10 protein-coding genes and 1 pseudogene are annotated in these 15,632 nt (G+C 74.0%); 2 read left to right on the plus strand and 9 right to left on the minus strand.

The genetic code is table 11. The features are described 5' to 3' along the window. Window positions 1-213 precede the first annotated feature (213 nt). Complete coding sequence (locus tag ACZ56U_RS14235) at window positions 214-849, plus strand: TetR/AcrR family transcriptional regulator (protein ID WP_469084306.1); 636 nt, start codon at window positions 214-216, stop codon at window positions 847-849. A 121-nt stretch (window positions 850-970) separates the two neighbouring features. On the opposite strand, the gene galE is transcribed toward ACZ56U_RS14235, so the two are convergent. The 4 genes and pseudogenes from galE to ACZ56U_RS14255 all read right to left on the minus strand — a co-directional run bounded on the left by galE (window position 971) and on the right by ACZ56U_RS14255 (window position 4,700). Further along, on the minus strand, window positions 971-1,951 hold the full coding sequence (galE, locus tag ACZ56U_RS14240; protein WP_469084307.1) for a UDP-glucose 4-epimerase GalE: 981 nt from the start codon (window positions 1,949-1,951) through the stop codon (window positions 971-973). Between the two features lie 125 nt (window positions 1,952-2,076). Further along, window positions 2,077-2,736 (minus strand): annotated as a pseudogene (locus ACZ56U_RS14245) (glycosyltransferase family 2 protein); the annotation flags it as partial. 42 nt (window positions 2,737-2,778) lie between these two features. Further along, window positions 2,779-4,029, minus strand: a complete 1,251-nt coding sequence (locus ACZ56U_RS14250) for a glycosyltransferase 87 family protein (RefSeq protein WP_469084308.1) — start codon at window positions 4,027-4,029, stop codon at window positions 2,779-2,781. Window positions 4,030-4,238: 209 nt separating this feature from the next. Continuing rightward, on the minus strand, window positions 4,239-4,700 hold the full coding sequence (locus ACZ56U_RS14255) for a MarR family winged helix-turn-helix transcriptional regulator (protein ID WP_469084309.1): 462 nt from the start codon (window positions 4,698-4,700) through the stop codon (window positions 4,239-4,241). Between the two features lie 136 nt (window positions 4,701-4,836). Between ACZ56U_RS14255 and ACZ56U_RS14260 the strand changes: the two genes are divergently transcribed. Further along, window positions 4,837-5,250, plus strand: a complete 414-nt coding sequence (locus tag ACZ56U_RS14260; RefSeq protein WP_469084310.1) for an organic hydroperoxide resistance protein — start codon at window positions 4,837-4,839, stop codon at window positions 5,248-5,250. Window positions 5,251-5,482: 232 nt separating this feature from the next. On the opposite strand, the gene ACZ56U_RS14265 is transcribed toward ACZ56U_RS14260, so the two are convergent. From ACZ56U_RS14265 to ACZ56U_RS14285, 5 genes are all read right to left on the minus strand, one after another. Then, window positions 5,483-7,744 carry a bifunctional glycosyltransferase/CDP-glycerol:glycerophosphate glycerophosphotransferase gene (locus tag ACZ56U_RS14265; RefSeq protein ID WP_469084311.1) on the minus strand — a complete coding sequence of 754 codons (2,262 nt, stop codon included), beginning with the start codon at window positions 7,742-7,744 and terminating at the stop codon, window positions 5,483-5,485. A gap of 159 nt (window positions 7,745-7,903) precedes the next feature. Further along, window positions 7,904-8,785: a carbohydrate ABC transporter permease gene (locus ACZ56U_RS14270; protein WP_391236326.1), complete on the minus strand. Its 882-nt coding sequence runs from the start codon at window positions 8,783-8,785 to the stop codon at window positions 7,904-7,906. Further along, window positions 8,782-10,134 carry a carbohydrate ABC transporter permease gene (locus ACZ56U_RS14275; protein WP_469084312.1) on the minus strand — a complete coding sequence of 451 codons (1,353 nt, stop codon included), beginning with the start codon at window positions 10,132-10,134 and terminating at the stop codon, window positions 8,782-8,784. Before ACZ56U_RS14275 ends, ACZ56U_RS14270 begins: the two co-directional genes overlap by 4 nt. 4 nt (window positions 10,135-10,138) lie before the next feature. After that, entirely contained in the window at window positions 10,139-11,509 is a 1,371-nt protein-coding gene (locus tag ACZ56U_RS14280) for an ABC transporter substrate-binding protein (RefSeq protein WP_469084313.1), read from the minus strand. Between the two features lie 157 nt (window positions 11,510-11,666). After that, the gene (locus ACZ56U_RS14285; protein ID WP_469084314.1) at window positions 11,667-15,602 is read right to left on the minus strand and encodes an FHA domain-containing protein; all 3,936 of its coding nucleotides are present in this window, start codon (window positions 15,600-15,602) and stop codon (window positions 11,667-11,669) included. Between the last annotated feature and the right edge of the window lie 30 nt (window positions 15,603-15,632).

Raw genomic sequence — 15,632 nt, forward strand, 5'->3', positions numbered from 1 at the left:
GGGACTGCGTGCGGCCGGCTGCCCGTTCCCCGGCGTTTCCTTACGCTTCTCTTCACGTTCTCTTACGTCGGGACGGGACCGTATCGTCGCAACGTGAGCGTAGGCCGAGTCGGCGTCGGAACGCAACCGTTTCGTCGTGACGGATGGGTCGGGACGGGTCCGTTCCGTCGTCACGTTCCGCGTGGGGACGGGACCGTATCGTCGTAACGCCCTATGCTGGTCCGCATGACGAACGCCGACGAGCCGCAGCCCCGTCCGCGCCGCCGGGCCCCCGCCGGAGCCGCCGTGCTCCGGGAGGATGTGACGGACGCCATCCGGGCGGCGGTCTTCGAGGAGCTCGCGACGGTCGGTTACGCGCGGATGTCCATCGAGGGGATCGCGCGCCGGGCCGGCGTCGGCAAGACCGCGGTCTACCGGCGCTGGCCCTCCAAGCTGCACCTGGTCCTCGACGTGGTGTCGGCACTCGCCGTGCGGGGGCTGCCCGCGCCGGACACCGGCGCGCTGGAGAGCGACCTGCGGCTGCTGTACGAGGTGACCTCCCGTGCGCTGCGCCACCCCGTGGCCTCGCAGATCCTGCCGGACCTCCAGGCCGAGGCGGCCCGTAACCCCGAGATCGCCGAGGCGGTGCAGAAGGCGCTGCGGGACGGGCAGGAGGAGGTCGCCAGCAAGATCATCGTGGCGGCGGAGCAACGCGGGGAGGTCCGGGCGGGCCTCGACGACGAACTGGCCCTCGATCTGATCTCCGGGCCGCTGTACTGGCGGTCCGTGGTGATCCGGAGCCCGAAACTGCCCAGGGGCTACCTGGACGCGCTCGCGCGGGCGACGGCGGCGGGGCTCAAGGCGCTGTAGCCGGGCTCGGTCCGTTGCTCGCGGCGCAGGCACACCGGGGCCGGGACAGTGAGCGGAGAGGCCGGACGACGGTCGTGGGGCGGCGTGCTCCGACCGTGCCCCCCGCTGGTGCCGCCAGGTCCTAGTTCCGCGCCGCCTCCGGATGCAGGTGCACCCAGCCGTCCCAGGCCGAGGTGATCATGTCCTGGACGTCGTGGCGGGACTTCCAGCCGAGTTCGGTGGTGATGCGGTCGGCGCAGGCGACGACGCGGGCGGGGTCGCCGGGGCGGCGGGGGGTGACCGTCGGGGGACGGTCGTGGCCGGTCACGGCGTTGATGCGGTCGATCATCTCGCGGACCGACACGCCCTCGCCGCGGCCGATGTTGAGGGTGAGGTCGCGGCCGGGGGAGGCGTGCAGGGCGCGGGCCGCGGCCACGTGGGCCTCGGCCAGGTCGACCACGTGGATGTAGTCGCGGACGCAGGTGCCGTCCGGGGTGGCGTAGTCGTCGCCGAAGATGCGCGGGGGCGCGTTCTGCGTGAGCATCTCGAAGACCATGGGGATCAGGTTGGAGACCCCGGTGTCCGCGAGGTCGGGGCTCGCCGCGCCCGCCACGTTGAAGTAGCGCAGCGCCGCCGTGGCCAGGCCGGTCGCGCGGCCCGTCGCGCGGACCAGCCACTCCCCGGCCAGCTTCGTCTCGCCGTACGGCGACATGGGCGCGCACGGCGTCTCCTCCGTGACCAGCTCCACGTCCGGCATGCCGTACACCGCCGCCGAGGAGGAGAAGACGAAGGACGCGACGCCCGCCTTGGTCACCTGCTCCAGGAGGACGCGCAGGCCCTCGACGTTCTCCCGGTAGTAGTGCAGCGGCAGGTCCACCGACTCGCCCACCTGCTTCTTCGCCGCCAGATGCACGACCCCGGTGACGGCGTGGTCCGCCAGGGCCCGCGCCACCCGCCCGCCGTCCAGGGTGGACCCCACCACCAGCGGCACACCGGCCGGCACCCGCTCGGCGATCCCCGTCGACAGGTCGTCGTAGACCACGGCGGTCTCGCCCGCCTCGGTCATCGCCCGTACGACGTGCGCCCCGATGTAGCCGGCGCCGCCGGTGATCAGCCAGGTCATGTGCGGCCGTCCCCTCGTCAGTCCGGCTATCAGTGAATCAGGCGCCGCAGACCGTCGCGCACCATCGCGACGACTCCCCGTGAGCGCGCCGCTACGGCAGGTGTCCCTCCGGGGTCGTGTCCCTCGCGTATCGCCTGCGCCAGCTCCTCGCGCCCGGCGGCCAGCAGGATCCCGTGGGCCAGCCGGTAGGCCTCCCGGAGCGCCGGTGCGTCGGGGTGCGATGGGGCGCGCGGGACGTACACGCGCGCCGGTACGAGCGCGATGCGTGGGCTCGCGGCGAGCACGCGCGCGTGGAAGACGACGTCCTCGTGCGCGAAGCGGCCCTCGGGGAAGCGGATGCCGTTCTCGTGCAGGAAGCCGGTGCGGTAGAGCTTGCTGCCGCTCGCGGTGTCGTGGACCAGGGGCGGGCGCTGGGAGCTCAGCGCGCACAACCCGCTCGCGACCTCCGCGCGCGCCCCGACCAGCGCCTCCAGTGCGCCGGGCAGCAGGACGTCACCGCCGTCCTGGAACATCACATACGGCGCCGTCACGCGGTCGAGCCCGGTGTTGCGCGGGCTGCCGCGGCCGCCGCTGTGCACCCGGCGGCGGAGCACGCGCACGCGTGGGTCGACGCGGGCGAGACGGGCCAGCCGCTCCCCGCTGCCGTCCGTGGAGCAGTCGTCCACGACCAGGACCTCGCGCACGACGGCGCCCTGGGCGAGCGCGGAGCGCACGGTGTCCCTCACGCGCGGGGCGTTGTCGTACCCGGTCACGACGACGCAGACCTCGGGGGCGCGGTAATCCATGGCGGGTGTTCCGGAATCGTGGGACGGGGGACCGGACCCCGGTCAGGGGGCTGCCGGCGTCCGGCCCGGAAGACGGGGGGAGGCCTCGCCGGGTTCACTCGGGGGCGACGGGTCCGCCGCCGCCCGGGTGGCGCGCCACAGGCGGGTGAACGACAGCGCGGCGGCCGCGGCGAGCAGGCCGTTGCGTACGAGCATCAGCGCGCAGCCGGTCCAGGTGGCGGCCTCGACCTCGCCGTACAGGACCGGGTACACGACCGCGCTCAGCGCCGTCGCCGCCAGGATCAGCGCGGCCACCGGGCGCTGTGTGGTGTGCCGCGAGGTCAGGCAGACGGCGGCCAGGCCCAGCAGCCAGATCATGTACTGCGGGCTGATCACCCGGCTGGTGACGGTGAAGAGCAGGACGGCGGCCAGCGCGGCGTCGTACGGCGTCGCCGCGCTCCAGCGACGGGCCCGCACCCGCCACAGCAGGAGCAGCGCGAGGGCGGCGGCGGTGGCCGCGAGGCAGGCGGCGGCGACCAGCGACACGTACGGGCCGGTGTACTCCATGGCGCCGTACCGGTAGCGCACCACGCCCGGCCACCCGGCGTGCGTGGCGAGACCGAGTGCCGTGCCGCCGAAGGACTCGATCTGCACGCCCCGGCCGCCCTGCTGGCTCAGGAAGGCGAGGGGATGGGCGAACAGCACGGCGAGGACGGTGAGCGCCGCGGCCCCCGTCACCGTCGTCCACGTCCACGCCGACCGGGTCGCCCGCCCCCTCGGCGCGCCGACCAGGACCAGGGCCGGCCACACCTTCACCAAGGCGCCCAGCGCCGCGAACGCGCCGCACGCGCGCGTGGAGCGCTCCAACGCCAGCAGGGCGATGACGGCCAGGGCGGTGGCCTGCACGTCGTAGCGGGCGAGCGGGACGTGCAGGAGGAGCGGGAGGCCGCCCGTCCACAGGGCGGCGCCGCGCAGGCTGCGGCCCGGGCGGGTGCCCGCGCGGGCCAGCGCGACCGTGATCACCGCGTCGGAGGCCAGGGCGAGGGCGATGAAGGCCTGGAAGTACGTCAGGCCCGGCAGCAGTCCGGGCGACAGCAGGACCGGGCCCGCGCCCGGGGGGTACTGCCACAGCGTGTCGTGCGCCGGGAAGGCGCCGCGGGCCAGCACGTCGTACCACTGCCGGTACACCCACCACACCTCACGGCCGACCCCGCCGCCGCCCAGCAGGGGCGAGGTGCCGTGGGCGAGCAGCCACAGCATCAGGGCGCGGGTGGCGAGCCAGGCGGCGGCGAGGGCGGGGAGGCGACGTTTCATCACGGCGGATCGTAAGCCGGATGAATTGCCTTTTCATGGACATAAGGCGCGTATCCGGCGATCACGACCCGCTTTCTGGCGGCACCGGGCTCACGCCTCACCGTCCCGGGCTCACGCCTCACCGTCCCGGGCTCGCGCCTCACCGTCCCGGCTCGCGCCGCGCGGTTCCGGGCTCGCGCCTCACCGCCCCGGGCTCACGCCGTCCCGCGCTACTCCTCCAGCTGGGCCGAGTCCAGTGCTGTGGTCAGCTCGTCCAGCCTGGCCCGCAGCTCGCGGATCTCGTCCATGTCGAAGCCGGTCGCGGCGGCGATCCGGCGCGGCACCTCCAGCGCGCGCTCGCGCAGCGCGTCGCCCTCCTCGGTGAGCCGGACCTCCACGGAGCGCTCGTCGCGGACGCTGCGCTCACGGCGGACCAGGCCGGCCGCCTCCAGGCGCTTGAGCAGCGGGGAGAGCGTGCCGGAGTCCAGGCGCAGGTGTTCGCCGAGCTTCTTGACGGGCAGGTCGCCCTGCTCCCACAGCACCAGCATCACCAGGTACTGCGGGTACGTGAGGCCGAGGTCCTTGAGGATCACGCGGTACACGCCGCCGAAGGCGCGCGAGGCGGCGTTCAGGGAGAAGCAGATCTGCTGATCCAGGCGGAGCCAGTCGGTGGCGGGTGCAGGCGTGGTCATGTCTCCAGAATAGCGCTTGTTCGTCATTTAGTTGTGCGCAATTGAATTGTGTGCTCTACTTGTCGTCGTGAGCGGCCCGGACCGAAGGGAAAGGGCCGACCGCCCCCGCTTGACTCTTCTGAGAGGGATGGAACCCATGAGCGCGCTCTACACCGCTGTCGCCACCGCCACCCACGGCCGCGACGGTCGTGCCGTCAGCAACGACGGCCAGATCGACCTCCAGCTGGCCCCGCCGGCCGCGCTGGGCGGCAACGGTCAGGGCACCAACCCCGAGCAGCTCTTCGCCGCCGGTTACGCCGCCTGCTTCGGCAGCGCCCTCGGTCTCGTGGGCCGCCAGGCCAAGGTCGACGTGAGCGACGCCTCGGTGACCGGCGAGGTCAGCATCCACAAGCAGGGCGAGGGCTTCGGCCTGTCCGTCGTGCTCCGTGTCGAGCTGCCCGACACCGTGGACGAGGCGACGGGCCGCAAGCTCGTCGAGGCCGCCCACCAGGTCTGCCCCTACTCCAACGCCACCCGCGGCAACATAGAGGTCGAGCTCGTCATCGAGTAGTCACCGGCCCGGACCCCGGCGACGCTCTCCACGGCCGCCCGCACCCCTGCGGGCGGCCGTTCGTCGTCCGCGCGGGCAACCGCCCCTGACCGGGCACCAGATGCCGTACGCCCCGCCCCCCTCAGAGGCGTGCTCCGCCGGGGCGGCCGGACGGGCGCCAGGTGTGCGGTCGGGTCGGGGTGGGTCCCGAGCTGTTGGAGGGCATACGAACTCCCCTGGGTGCGAACGGCGTTCAGACGGTTTCGGTGACGACCGCAGGTGACGCCGGGCGCGGCACGAGAGCCGGTGGCCGCTCCTCCAGGGCCGCCGCCGCGGACGGGACCGGGAAGCGCTCGGCGAGCGGCACGAACGGCACCGGGTCGCTCTCGCCCAGCACCACCCGCCGCACCACCCGCTCGGCGGCGCGGCCGTCGTCCCAGGGGCAGAACCGCTCGCGGAACGCCGAGCGCAGCTGGGTGGAGCGGGAGCCGCGCCAGTGGCCGGTGGCGAAGATGTCGGTCAGCTCGTCCTCGCTGCGCGCGATCGCGCCCGGCGGGAAGGCACGCAGATCGAAGTAGGTGCCGCGAGCCGCCTCGTACGCCTCCCGGTCGTCGGCGTGGATCACGATCGGGCGGTCCAGGCCCGCGTAGTCGAACATCAGGGACGAGTAGTCCGTCACCAGGGCGTCCGAGGCCAGGCACAGGGACTCCACGCTCGGGTGGTCGCTGACGTCGATGACCCGCCCGCCGCTCGCCCAGAGCGGGCCGCCGTGCCGGTGATGGGCGCGGGCCAGGACGACGAAGCCGGGGCCCAGGCGGCGCGTGACGCGGTCCAGGTCGAGGGCGGGGCGCTGGGTGCGGCGGTAGTCGCGGTGGGTCGGCGCGTACAGGATCGCCACCGTGCCCCGCGGGATGCCGAGCGACTCGCGCAGCCGCGTCACGTCCTGCGAAGTCGCCTGCTGGAACACGTCGTTGCGCGGACAGCCGTACTCCAGCGTGGTGTACGCGCCCGGGTAGACCCGCTCCCAGGTCAGGGTGGAGTGGCGGTTGGCGGACAGCAGGTAGTCCCACTTGTCGACGTCCTCCAGGAGGGCGCCGAAGTCCACCTCGCGGGCGGCCGCGGGGCGTTCCTGGAGGTCCAGGCCCATGTGCTTGAGGGGGGTGCCGTGCTGGGTCTGCACGAAGACCTGGCCCGGCCGCTTGACCAGACGGCGATCGAAACCGACGTTGCTGACCAGGTACTTGGAGCGGGCCAGCGCCGTCCAGTAGGCGGCCGAACCGGGGCGCACCCGGCGGGTGGCGGTCGGGATCGTGTGGTGGTGCTCGGCGCCGGCGATCCACGCGGTGCGGAGGTGCGGGGCGTAGGTGCGGAACGCCTCCTCCAGCGCGCCCGGGTTGCAGCCGTGGCCGCGGCTGCCGTAGGCGGCGAAGACGGCGTGGTCCTCGCGCAGGGGCAGGCGCAGCTGGACGCGGTAGTGCAGCCGGAGGGCCGCCGCGCGCAGGGCCCGGGCGAGGCGGGTCGTGCGGCGGGCGGTGCGCCGGCCCAGCCTCCTGGCCGACTCCAGGGTCCGGTAGGTGCGGTGCAGGCCCAGGCGGACCAGGGTGTGGCGGAGCCGGGCGCGGAGCGGGACGGGGTGGCCGGGGGTCCGGTAACGGCGGTAGTGGGCGCGGGCCTTGAGCAGGAACTCGGCACGCATACCGCGCGGCAGGCTACGCCGCTCGGTGAACACCGTCGACAGGTGGTCGACCATGCCGCGGAACAACGCCGGTCGCCAGCCCGCGAGTTCGGGAGACTGGTCGACGTAGGCGAAGACCCGGTCGTACTGGTCGAAGACGTCGAAGTGGCGGCGGCCGGCGGTGCCGGGGACGCTGCCCCGGCGGCGCCGGCGGTGGTGGACGCAGACCCGGTCCAGGGTCGCGAGGGTCTCGGCGCTCATCAGGGCCGGGTACGTCCAGGGCGTGTCCTCGTACCAGCCCGGCGGGAAGGAGAACCGCGCCCGCTCCACGAACTCCCTGCGGTACGCCTTGTTCCAGGCCGCCGCGCGCACCCGCAGCAGTCCCGGCCGGTCCTCCAGGCGGAAGGGCGCCGGGCCCTGCTCGGTGAGCTGCGCGGCGCGGCCGTCGCGGACCGCCTCGCCCGTCCAGTCGGTCAGCGCGTGGTCGTAGACCAGCACGTCCGGGTCGCCGGTCTCCTTCAGCCGGTCGGCGATCGCCCGGAGCGCGTCCGGGGTGAGGGTGTCATCGCCGTCGAGGAAGACCAGGTAGTCCCCGGTCGCCACCGCGAGGCCGGCGTTGCGCGCGCCGCCCAGGCCCCGGTTCTCGGCCAGGTGCACCGGCCTGACCCGCGGGTCACGCGCGGCGAACTCGTCGATGACCGCCCCGCAGGCGTCCGGCGAGCAGTCGTCGACGGCGATCAGCTCCAGATCCGGGTACGACTGCGAGAGCGCCGAGTCCAGGCACGCGTGCAGATACGCCTGAACCTTGTATGCGGGGACGATGACACTGAACCTGGGCAAGGCACATCCAAGAGTCGGCGAGTCGGCGCGGGCGTTCGGCCCGGGAACTGCCGGCGGGGCGCGTTGGTTACGTGGTGTGCTGCATACGGGGGATTCTCGACGCATGACGAAGGGGTGGGCCGGTCGCGGCCCACCCCTTCAACGAAGCTGCCACAGGGGCTACTTGACCGCCCCGGCCATCACCCCGGACACGAACTGCCGCTGGAACGCGAAGAACACGGCCAACGGGATCACCATCGAGATGAAGGCACCGGTCGCCAGGATCTCGATGTTGCTGCCGAACTGCCGTACCTGCTGCTGGAGGGCGACCGTCAGCGGCTGGGACTCGGAGTCCGAGAAGACCAACGCGACCAGCATGTCGTTCCACACCCACAGGAACTGGAAGATGCCCAGCGAGGCCAGCGCGGGCGCCGCCAGCGGCATCACCACCGTCAGGAACAGCCGGGCCTCGCCCGCCCCGTCCAGGCGCGCCGCCTCCAGGAGTTCGCGGGGGATCTCCGCGAAGAAGTTGCGCAACAGGAAGATCGCGAACGGTAGTCCGAAGGCCACGTGGAAGAGGATGACCGCGATGATGTCACCGAAGATCCCGATGTCCCGGAAGAGGAAGGTCAGCGGGATCAGCGCGATCTGCACCGGCACCACCAGCAGCCCCACCACGACCATGAACCACGTGTCGCGGCCTTTGAACTCCATCCACGCGAACGCGTAACCCGCCATCGCGCCGATGATCACCACCAGCAGGGTCGCGGGCACCGTGATCCAGACGGTGTTGAACAGGGAGTCGGTGATCGCGCTGTTCTTCAGGATCGTCTCGTAGCTGTTCGCGGTCAGCTGGCCCGGCGAGCCGAACACCTTCCACCAGCCCGAGGTGGCGATGTCGGTCGGGTCCCGGAACGACGAGACCAGCAGCCCGAAGGTCGGCACCAGCCACACCAGCGCCACGATGATCAGGAAGACCCGCATCACCCCGCCGGCCGCCCCGCTCGCCACCCGGGAGGCCAGCGAGCGCTTCGCGCGCGGGGACGTGTCGAGAGCGGTCACCGCTCACGCTCCTTCCGCAGCCGACGGAGATTGACCCACATCACCGGCACCACCAGCAGCAGCAACAGGACGCCGATCGCACTGCCGATGCCGTAGCTGGCGCCCCCGCCGAACGAGGACTGGAACAGCTGCAGCGCCAGCACGTTGGCGTCGTCCTGGCTGGGCTGCGGGGCGATGATGTAGACCAGGTCGAAGATCTTCATCACGTTGATCATCAGCGTGACGAGGACGACCACCAGGACCGGCGCCAGCATGGGCACGGTGATCTTCCGGAACACCTGCCACTCGTTGGCGCCGTCGACCCGCGCCGCCTCCAGCAGGTTGCGGTCCACCCCCGCGAGTCCGGCCGCGATCAGGATCATCGCGAACCCCGCCCACATCCACACGTACGCCCCGATGATCGCCGGCGTGATCAGGGTCGGGCCGAGCCAGTCGATGCCGTTGTAGGGTGCCGCGAAGTTCGAGCCGGGCAGCCGGAGTTGGGCGCCGTCCGCCTCGCCGGGCAGGCTGAAGGTGCCGTCGGCGCCGCTCCGGGTGGAGGCGACCACCTTGCCGCCCTTCACGGCCTCGACTTTGACGCCCTCCAGCGCCTTCTCACCGGCGTCGATCTGTCCCTTCGTGCCGCCGCCGCCCAGCTTGAAGTCCAGCCAGACCGTGCCGGTGACGCCGTCCTTGGTGGGCGCCTTGGCGTCCTCGGGGCTGCCGGGCAGCTTGGTGGGCGCGATGCCGACGAGCGGGAGCAGCGCGGGAGTGCCCGCGCGCACGGTGCCGGTCGAGGTGAACGAGCCGCCGCCGGAGGCCTTGAGGTCGCTGACCGCGGCGTTGGGCCGGGCCTTGGGGAAGACCGAGGAGTCCACGAAGGTGTCGTGCACGCTCGTTACCACCGCGTTGGCGACGCCCTGGTCCGGGTCGGCCGAGTACACCAGCCGGAAGATGATGCCCGCGGCCAGCATGGAGATCGCCATCGGCATGAAGACGATCAGCTTGAACGCCGTTCCCCAGCGCACCCGTTCGGTCAGCACCGCGAAGATCAGACCGAGTGCGGTGACCAGGGCGGGGGCGACCGCGACCCAGATCGCGGTGTTCTTGACGGCGGTCAGGGTGGCGTCGTTGCTGAAGATGTCGCCGTAGTTGTCCAGCCCGACGAAGCCGGAGCCGTCGGCGTCGTACAGGCTGCGCCAGACCGACCAGCCGATCGGATAGACCACGAGCGCGCCGAGGAGCACCAGCGCGGGCAGCAGGAACAGCACCGCCGCCCACAGCCGGGTCCCCGTCACGCTCTTGCGCGGAGGCACGGAGGGCGTCGGCATGGCGCCGGCGCCCTCCGTCGTGTTCGCCACGGAGGCCATCGCGTCAGCGGGCGCCGTACGCCTTGGCGGCGTCGGCCTCCAACTTCCGCTGGGCGCCCGCGACATCACTCGGGTCGGCCAGGAAGTCCTGAAGGTCCTTCCACTCGCCGGTGCCCTGCGTGCCGCCGAACGCCGCCGGTGCCTGGTCGGACATGTCGAACCGGAAGTCGTCGCCCGCGTCGATCAGGGCCTTGGCGATCTGCCGGGTCACGTCGTCCTTGTACGTGCCCTGGTCCATCTCCTTGTTGGGGGAGAGGATGCCGCCCTGGGCCGCCCAGACCTCGGCCGCGTCGGTCGAGGCGAGGAAGGTCAGCAGCGCCTGGGCGCCCTTGCTGTCCTTCAGCGCCACGGCCACGTCGCCGCCGCTGACCACGGGGGAGTCGGAGCCGACCGCCGGGAACGGGAAGACCTTGGCGTCCGTGCCCACCTTCGCCTTGGTGTCGGCGTTGATGTTCGCGGTGACGAAGTCGCCCTCGAAGACCATCGCGGCCGGGGTGTCACCGGTGAAGGTCTGGGTGACCGACTTCGGGAACTCCGTGTCCAGCGCGCCCTTGCGGCCGCCCGCCAGCAGGTCGTCCTTGCCCCACAGCTCGGCGAGCGTGGTGAGGGCCTGCTTGACCGAGGGGTCCGTCCACTTGATCTCGTGCTTGGCCAGCTGGTCGTACTTCTCCGGACCCGCCTGGGACAGATAGACGTTCTCGAACCAGTCGGTGAGCGTCCAGCCGTCCGCGCCGCCGACGGACACGGCGGGGGAGCCGGCGTCGGACAGCGTCTGCGCGGTGGTGAGGAACTCCTTCCACGTCTTCGGTACCTCGGTGATCCCGGCCGCCTCGAAGGCCGCGGTGTTGTACCAGATCAGCGACTTGTTGGCGGCCTTCGCGTAGACGCCGTACTGCTGGCCCTCGTACGCGCCGAGGTCCCGCCACCCCTGCGAGAAGTTCTTGTCCAACTGGGCCTTGGCCTCGGTGCCGAGGGGCTTGAGCCACTTCTTCTGCGCGAACTGGTGCAACACGCCGACCTGCGGCAGGAACGCCACGTCCGGCGGCTGCCCGCCCTCGATCTTGGCGGCGAGGAAGGTGGAGGTGTTGTTGCCGGTCGGCACGAACTTGACCTTCGCGCCGGTGCGCTTGGTGAACTCGTCGAGGACCTTGGTGAAGTTCTCCTGTTCGGCTCCGGTCCAGACGGCCGCGACCTCCAGGGTCTGGCCGTCCAGCTTGGGGAGGGTGACGGAGGTGCCGCCGGTCTCGGTGTTGCCACCGCCGCCGTCCCCGCCGTCGTCGTCATCGCCGCCGCACGCGGTGAGCGCGAGGGCTCCCGCGAGGAGGGCGGCTGTCGCGGTAGCCATACGTGCCCGGTAGGTGCTCCTGCTGCGCATCACACTGCCCCGTTCTTCGTTCCTCATCGAACGTCGAGCGTCCCGTGGGCTCTGGTCTACGCCGGGGGCATGGGGTCGGCAAGACCGCGTGCGGTGTCAACCGGAAGATCGTGACCCCGTCGTAACGGGACAGCCCTCGTTCGGAGGAGGACGCGACCTACAGCAGAGACGGCACCTCGGTCGCCGCGACCTCCCGCGCCGCCCGCTCCAGGGCGCTCGCCAGCAGCGCCAGGTCCGTCGGTCCATTGCCCAGCTCCCGCACCGGGCGGCGGGCCGGCGGATCGCCCATGCGGTGCCAGTCCAGGGCGACCACCGTGGGACGCAGGGTCGCGGTGCGCGGGATGCGGCCCGTCACCCGGCCGCCCTGGAAGGCGGTCGTACGGCCGTCCGCCCAGGTCAGGCGGCCACGGCCGGGCGCCGGTTCGTCCGGCCCCGGGGTCGGGGCGTCCAGCGTGACGCGCAGGGCCGCGCGGCGGGCGGCCTCCGACTCCGCCGTACGGCCGCCGGAGGCCGCCGCGGCCACCAGGTGGACGCCGAGCCGCTCGCCCTCCCGGGCCACCGCCTCCAGCGCGCGCATCACCGAGCCCGCCGACGGCCGGCCGGGCGAGCCCAGCGCGGGGGAGACCAGGGCGTCCAGGTCGTCGACGATCACCACCAGCCGGGGCAGCGGCGGAGCCGGCTCCGCCTGCCGACGGGCCGCCGCGGGCCGCAGCCGGATCGTGGAACTGGGCGGGGTCTCCAGGTCCCCGGCCCCGCCGGAGGCTCCCCGCTGCGCGACCATACGGCCGGACAGCTCCCGCCCGGTGTGCCACTCGGCGAAGTCGGAGCGGCCCAGAAGCTCCCCGCGCCGCTTCAGCTCGGCGCTCAGCGACTGGGCGAACTCCCGCATCCGCACCGGGTCGTTGGCGGTCAGATGGGTCGTGACATGCGGTACGTCCGTACAGACCCGCAGTCCCTCGCCCTGGCCGCCGGAGCCCGCGCCCACGCTGTCCCGGCCGTCCATCAGCACGATGCTCAGCCGGTCGGGCCGCTCGGCGGCGGCCAGCGAGGCGACGACCGCCCGCAGCAGTTCCGTACGGCCGCTGCCCGCCGGGCCCTCGATCAGCAGATGCGGGCCGTCCGCGACGAGGTCCGCGCAGACCGGCCCGCGCGGCCCCGCCCCGAGCACCGCCCAGGCCCGGCCGCCGAGGGCCTCCGTGTCGTCCGCCGCGTCCGCCCAGCGCGTCATCAGCGACGCCGGGGTGGCCCGCGCCAGCCCCAACTCGTCCAGCAGCCGCGCCATCTGGGGCAGCGGCGCCGACACCCGCGGCTGCCGCTCGCCCCCGGCGCCGTCCGTACGCAGCGGCGCCAGCGCCCGCGCGAACCGCTCCGCCCAAGCGGGGGAGACGGCGTCCACCGCGGCGACCGTGCCGTGACCGACCGGGCCGGTGGTGTGCGAGCGGGGCGGCGCCGAGTGGCCACCGGGGGTGTCGGCGGCCGGACGGCGGCGGTCACCGGCGTCGGGCACGAGGGTGCTGTCGGTGCCGTGGGCCCCGCCCCGCGCCACCCGCATCAGCCGCAGCGCCGTCGCCACGTCCCCGCTGAGCAGCGCGACCGCGCCGCACTCCCGGAACGTCGGGGCGGCCGCGCACGCCGACTCGTAGGTCTCCGTCACCGGCGACGCGGGCGAGGCCGGCGGGGACTCGGCGAGACACACCACGTGGATCCCGGCCCGCGGACCCTCCAGCGCCAGCCGCGCCACGGCCTTGCGGACACCGGCGCCACCGGGGTCGCCGTCCACGAGCAGGACCGTGTACGGCCCCTCGAAGCCGGGCGCCGCCGCGTCGTCGTGAGCCCAGGACGGCCGCCGGGGCGTGCCCGGCGTCTCACCGGCCGTCGGCTGCGGTGTCTCCTCCAGCCGCCGCAGGAGCTCGTCCGTACGGGCCGTGGCCTGCTCCCGGTCGTAGGCGAGCAGCAGCCGGCAGTCCTGGCCGTGGCCCGGGCGCAGATGCGGCAGCCAGCCCAGCCAGGACCACTCGGCGGTGCGCTCCTGAAGCGGGCGCGCGCGGTCCGCGCTGAGCAGGACGATCTCCAGGGTGTCGGGAGAGTGCAGGGCTGCGAGCTGGGCCACCACCGCGCGGGCCAGCCCCGCCAGCCGCGCGCGCGGGCCCGCCAGCCCCAGCGCCCCCACCTCCCGCAGATCGGCGGTCACCGGTACCGCGGGCAGCAGACCCGAGCCGTCGGGGGCCGCCCGGTCGGCTGTGCCGAGCCGCACCGTGAGCGCCTCGGGGTGGTCCGGGCCGCGCTCCCAGAGCCGGGGGCCGGGGCCCAGGGCCGTCAGCAGCAGCGCCGCCGGGTCCGGCCAGGTCTCCGGCTGCTGGGGCGCGGGGGACGCGGGCGCCGGCGTCGGCCGCGGTGCCTCCTCGTCGTAGGTCTCGCTCTCGGCGGCCTGGCTCGGCTCGCCCCGGTTGCCGGTGAGCCTGCGGGCCCACGCGCCGAGCCCGCCGCGCTTGCGGACGCCCTGCGGCACGTCGGCGCCCCGCAGCGGGGTGCCCCCGCGCCGGCTGCCCGCCTCGGGGTCCGTGGCGCGCGCGTGCTCGTCGATGGCGGCGGGACCGCCGGGGGCGGGCGCGGTGTGCTCGCCGGGTGCCGGGGTGCCCGCGGGGGCGGGGGTCCTCGGGACCCCGCTGCCGGTGCCGGTGCCGGTGCCGAAGTCGCGGGCCGCTGCCGCCGTGCCGCCGAGGGGTCGGTCCGGCGCGGCGCCTCCCGGACGGCCGCCGGGGGCCGTTGAGGACCCGGAGGGGCGGTTCGTCGTGGTCGCGTCACCCGAATGGCCGCCGGGGCCTGTCGAGGTGCCGAGGGGTCGGTTCGCGGTGGCCGCATCACCCGAGTAGCCCCGGGCTCCTGTCGAGCCGCTGAGGGGTCGGTCCGACGCGGCGTCACCCGAATGGCCGCCCGGACCCGTCGATTTGCCGGAGGGTCGGTTCGTCGTGGCCGCGTCACCCGAATGGCCGCCGGGGCCTGTCGAGGTGCCGGGAGGTCGGTTCGCGGTGGCCGCATCACCCGAGTAGCCCCGGGCTCCTGCCGAGCCGCCGAGGGGTCGGTCCGGTGCCGCGTCACCCGGATGGCCCCCGGCGCCCGTCGAGGCGCCGACGCCCTCGGCGGAGCCGGTCGCTCCGAGGCGCCCCGCGTGGGTCTCGCCGCCGTCCCGCGCGTACGCGCCCCCGGAGACCACTCCCGGGGCCCCGGCGACGCCGGACACCCGACGGCGGGAGACGGCACCCCGGGTCTCGTACGGCCGTGCCCCCCTGCTCTCGATCCGGGGCGCCTGGCCCTGTTCCGGGACGGCCGGCTGCTGTCGTGCCGGGGCCAGGTCCGCCGTGCCGTACGCATGGCGGGTCGGTCCGGGAGGGCCTCCGGGAGCGGCGTCGGTCCGCGTCGCGGCCGTCACGCGCACGTGCCCCTCGCCGTCCGGGGCCGTGGGCAGGCGGGTGCCGGGGCCACCGGCCGGGGCCAGCCGGAGGGCGGACTCGCCGATGCGGAGCAGCGCGCCCGGAGGGAAGCGGACCGGGCGGGGACCCACGCGCGTGCCGTCCAGGACCGTGCCGTTGGTGGAGTCGAGGTCGGCGACCGAGACCCGGCCGTCGGTGCCGACGGTGACCGCGCAGTGCAGCCGGGAGACGTCCGGGTCGTCGAGCGGGACGTCGGCGTCGGCGGAGCGGCCGATCTCGATACGGCCGCCGTGCAGCAGATGGACCCCGCCCGCGTCCGGGCCCGCGACCACGTCGAGGCGGGTGGGCGCGTCGTCCACCTCGGGGTGCGGCTCGGGGTCGGTGGGGGCGCCGAGGGCGAGCACGGCGCCGTCGGTCAGCGGGGGTTCGCCGAGGGTGCAGCGCTGGGCGTCGAGCCGCTCCGCGCCGACGTACAGCGCGGGCTGGCCGCTCCCGCCGGTGAGCGCGCCGTCGCCGGTGACGGCCGAGGCCAGCGCGGACGTGATCGCCGCGAGGGCCGTCCCGGCGGGCGCCGTGACCAGCACGTCGCAGCTCGCGGCACGGCCGGGGGCCGCCTCCGCGGACGGGGCCAGCGGGTCTACGACGGTCAGCCGGATCTGCATCGCCGTCAGCGGTCCCTTCTGCGCGGCACC

The organism is Streptomyces sp. NPDC034103 (genome assembly GCF_055575395.1).

Excerpts from the sequence above, each read along its gene's own strand:
- ACZ56U_RS14235 (WP_469084306.1), top strand. The coding sequence starts at position 214 with ATGCTGGTCCGCATGACGAACGCCGACGAGCCGCAGCCCCGTCCGCGC.
- galE (WP_469084307.1), bottom strand. The coding sequence starts at position 1,951 with ATGACCTGGCTGATCACCGGCGGCGCCGGCTACATCGGGGCGCACGTC.
- ACZ56U_RS14250 (WP_469084308.1), bottom strand. The coding sequence starts at position 4,029 with ATGAAACGTCGCCTCCCCGCCCTCGCCGCCGCCTGGCTCGCCACCCGC.
- ACZ56U_RS14255 (WP_469084309.1), bottom strand. The coding sequence starts at position 4,700 with ATGACCACGCCTGCACCCGCCACCGACTGGCTCCGCCTGGATCAGCAG.
- ACZ56U_RS14260 (WP_469084310.1), top strand. The coding sequence starts at position 4,837 with ATGAGCGCGCTCTACACCGCTGTCGCCACCGCCACCCACGGCCGCGAC.
- ACZ56U_RS14275 (WP_469084312.1), bottom strand. The coding sequence starts at position 10,134 with ATGGCCTCCGTGGCGAACACGACGGAGGGCGCCGGCGCCATGCCGACG.
- ACZ56U_RS14280 (WP_469084313.1), bottom strand. The coding sequence starts at position 11,509 with ATGCGCAGCAGGAGCACCTACCGGGCACGTATGGCTACCGCGACAGCC.
- ACZ56U_RS14285 (WP_469084314.1), bottom strand. The coding sequence starts at position 15,602 with ATGCAGATCCGGCTGACCGTCGTAGACCCGCTGGCCCCGTCCGCGGAG.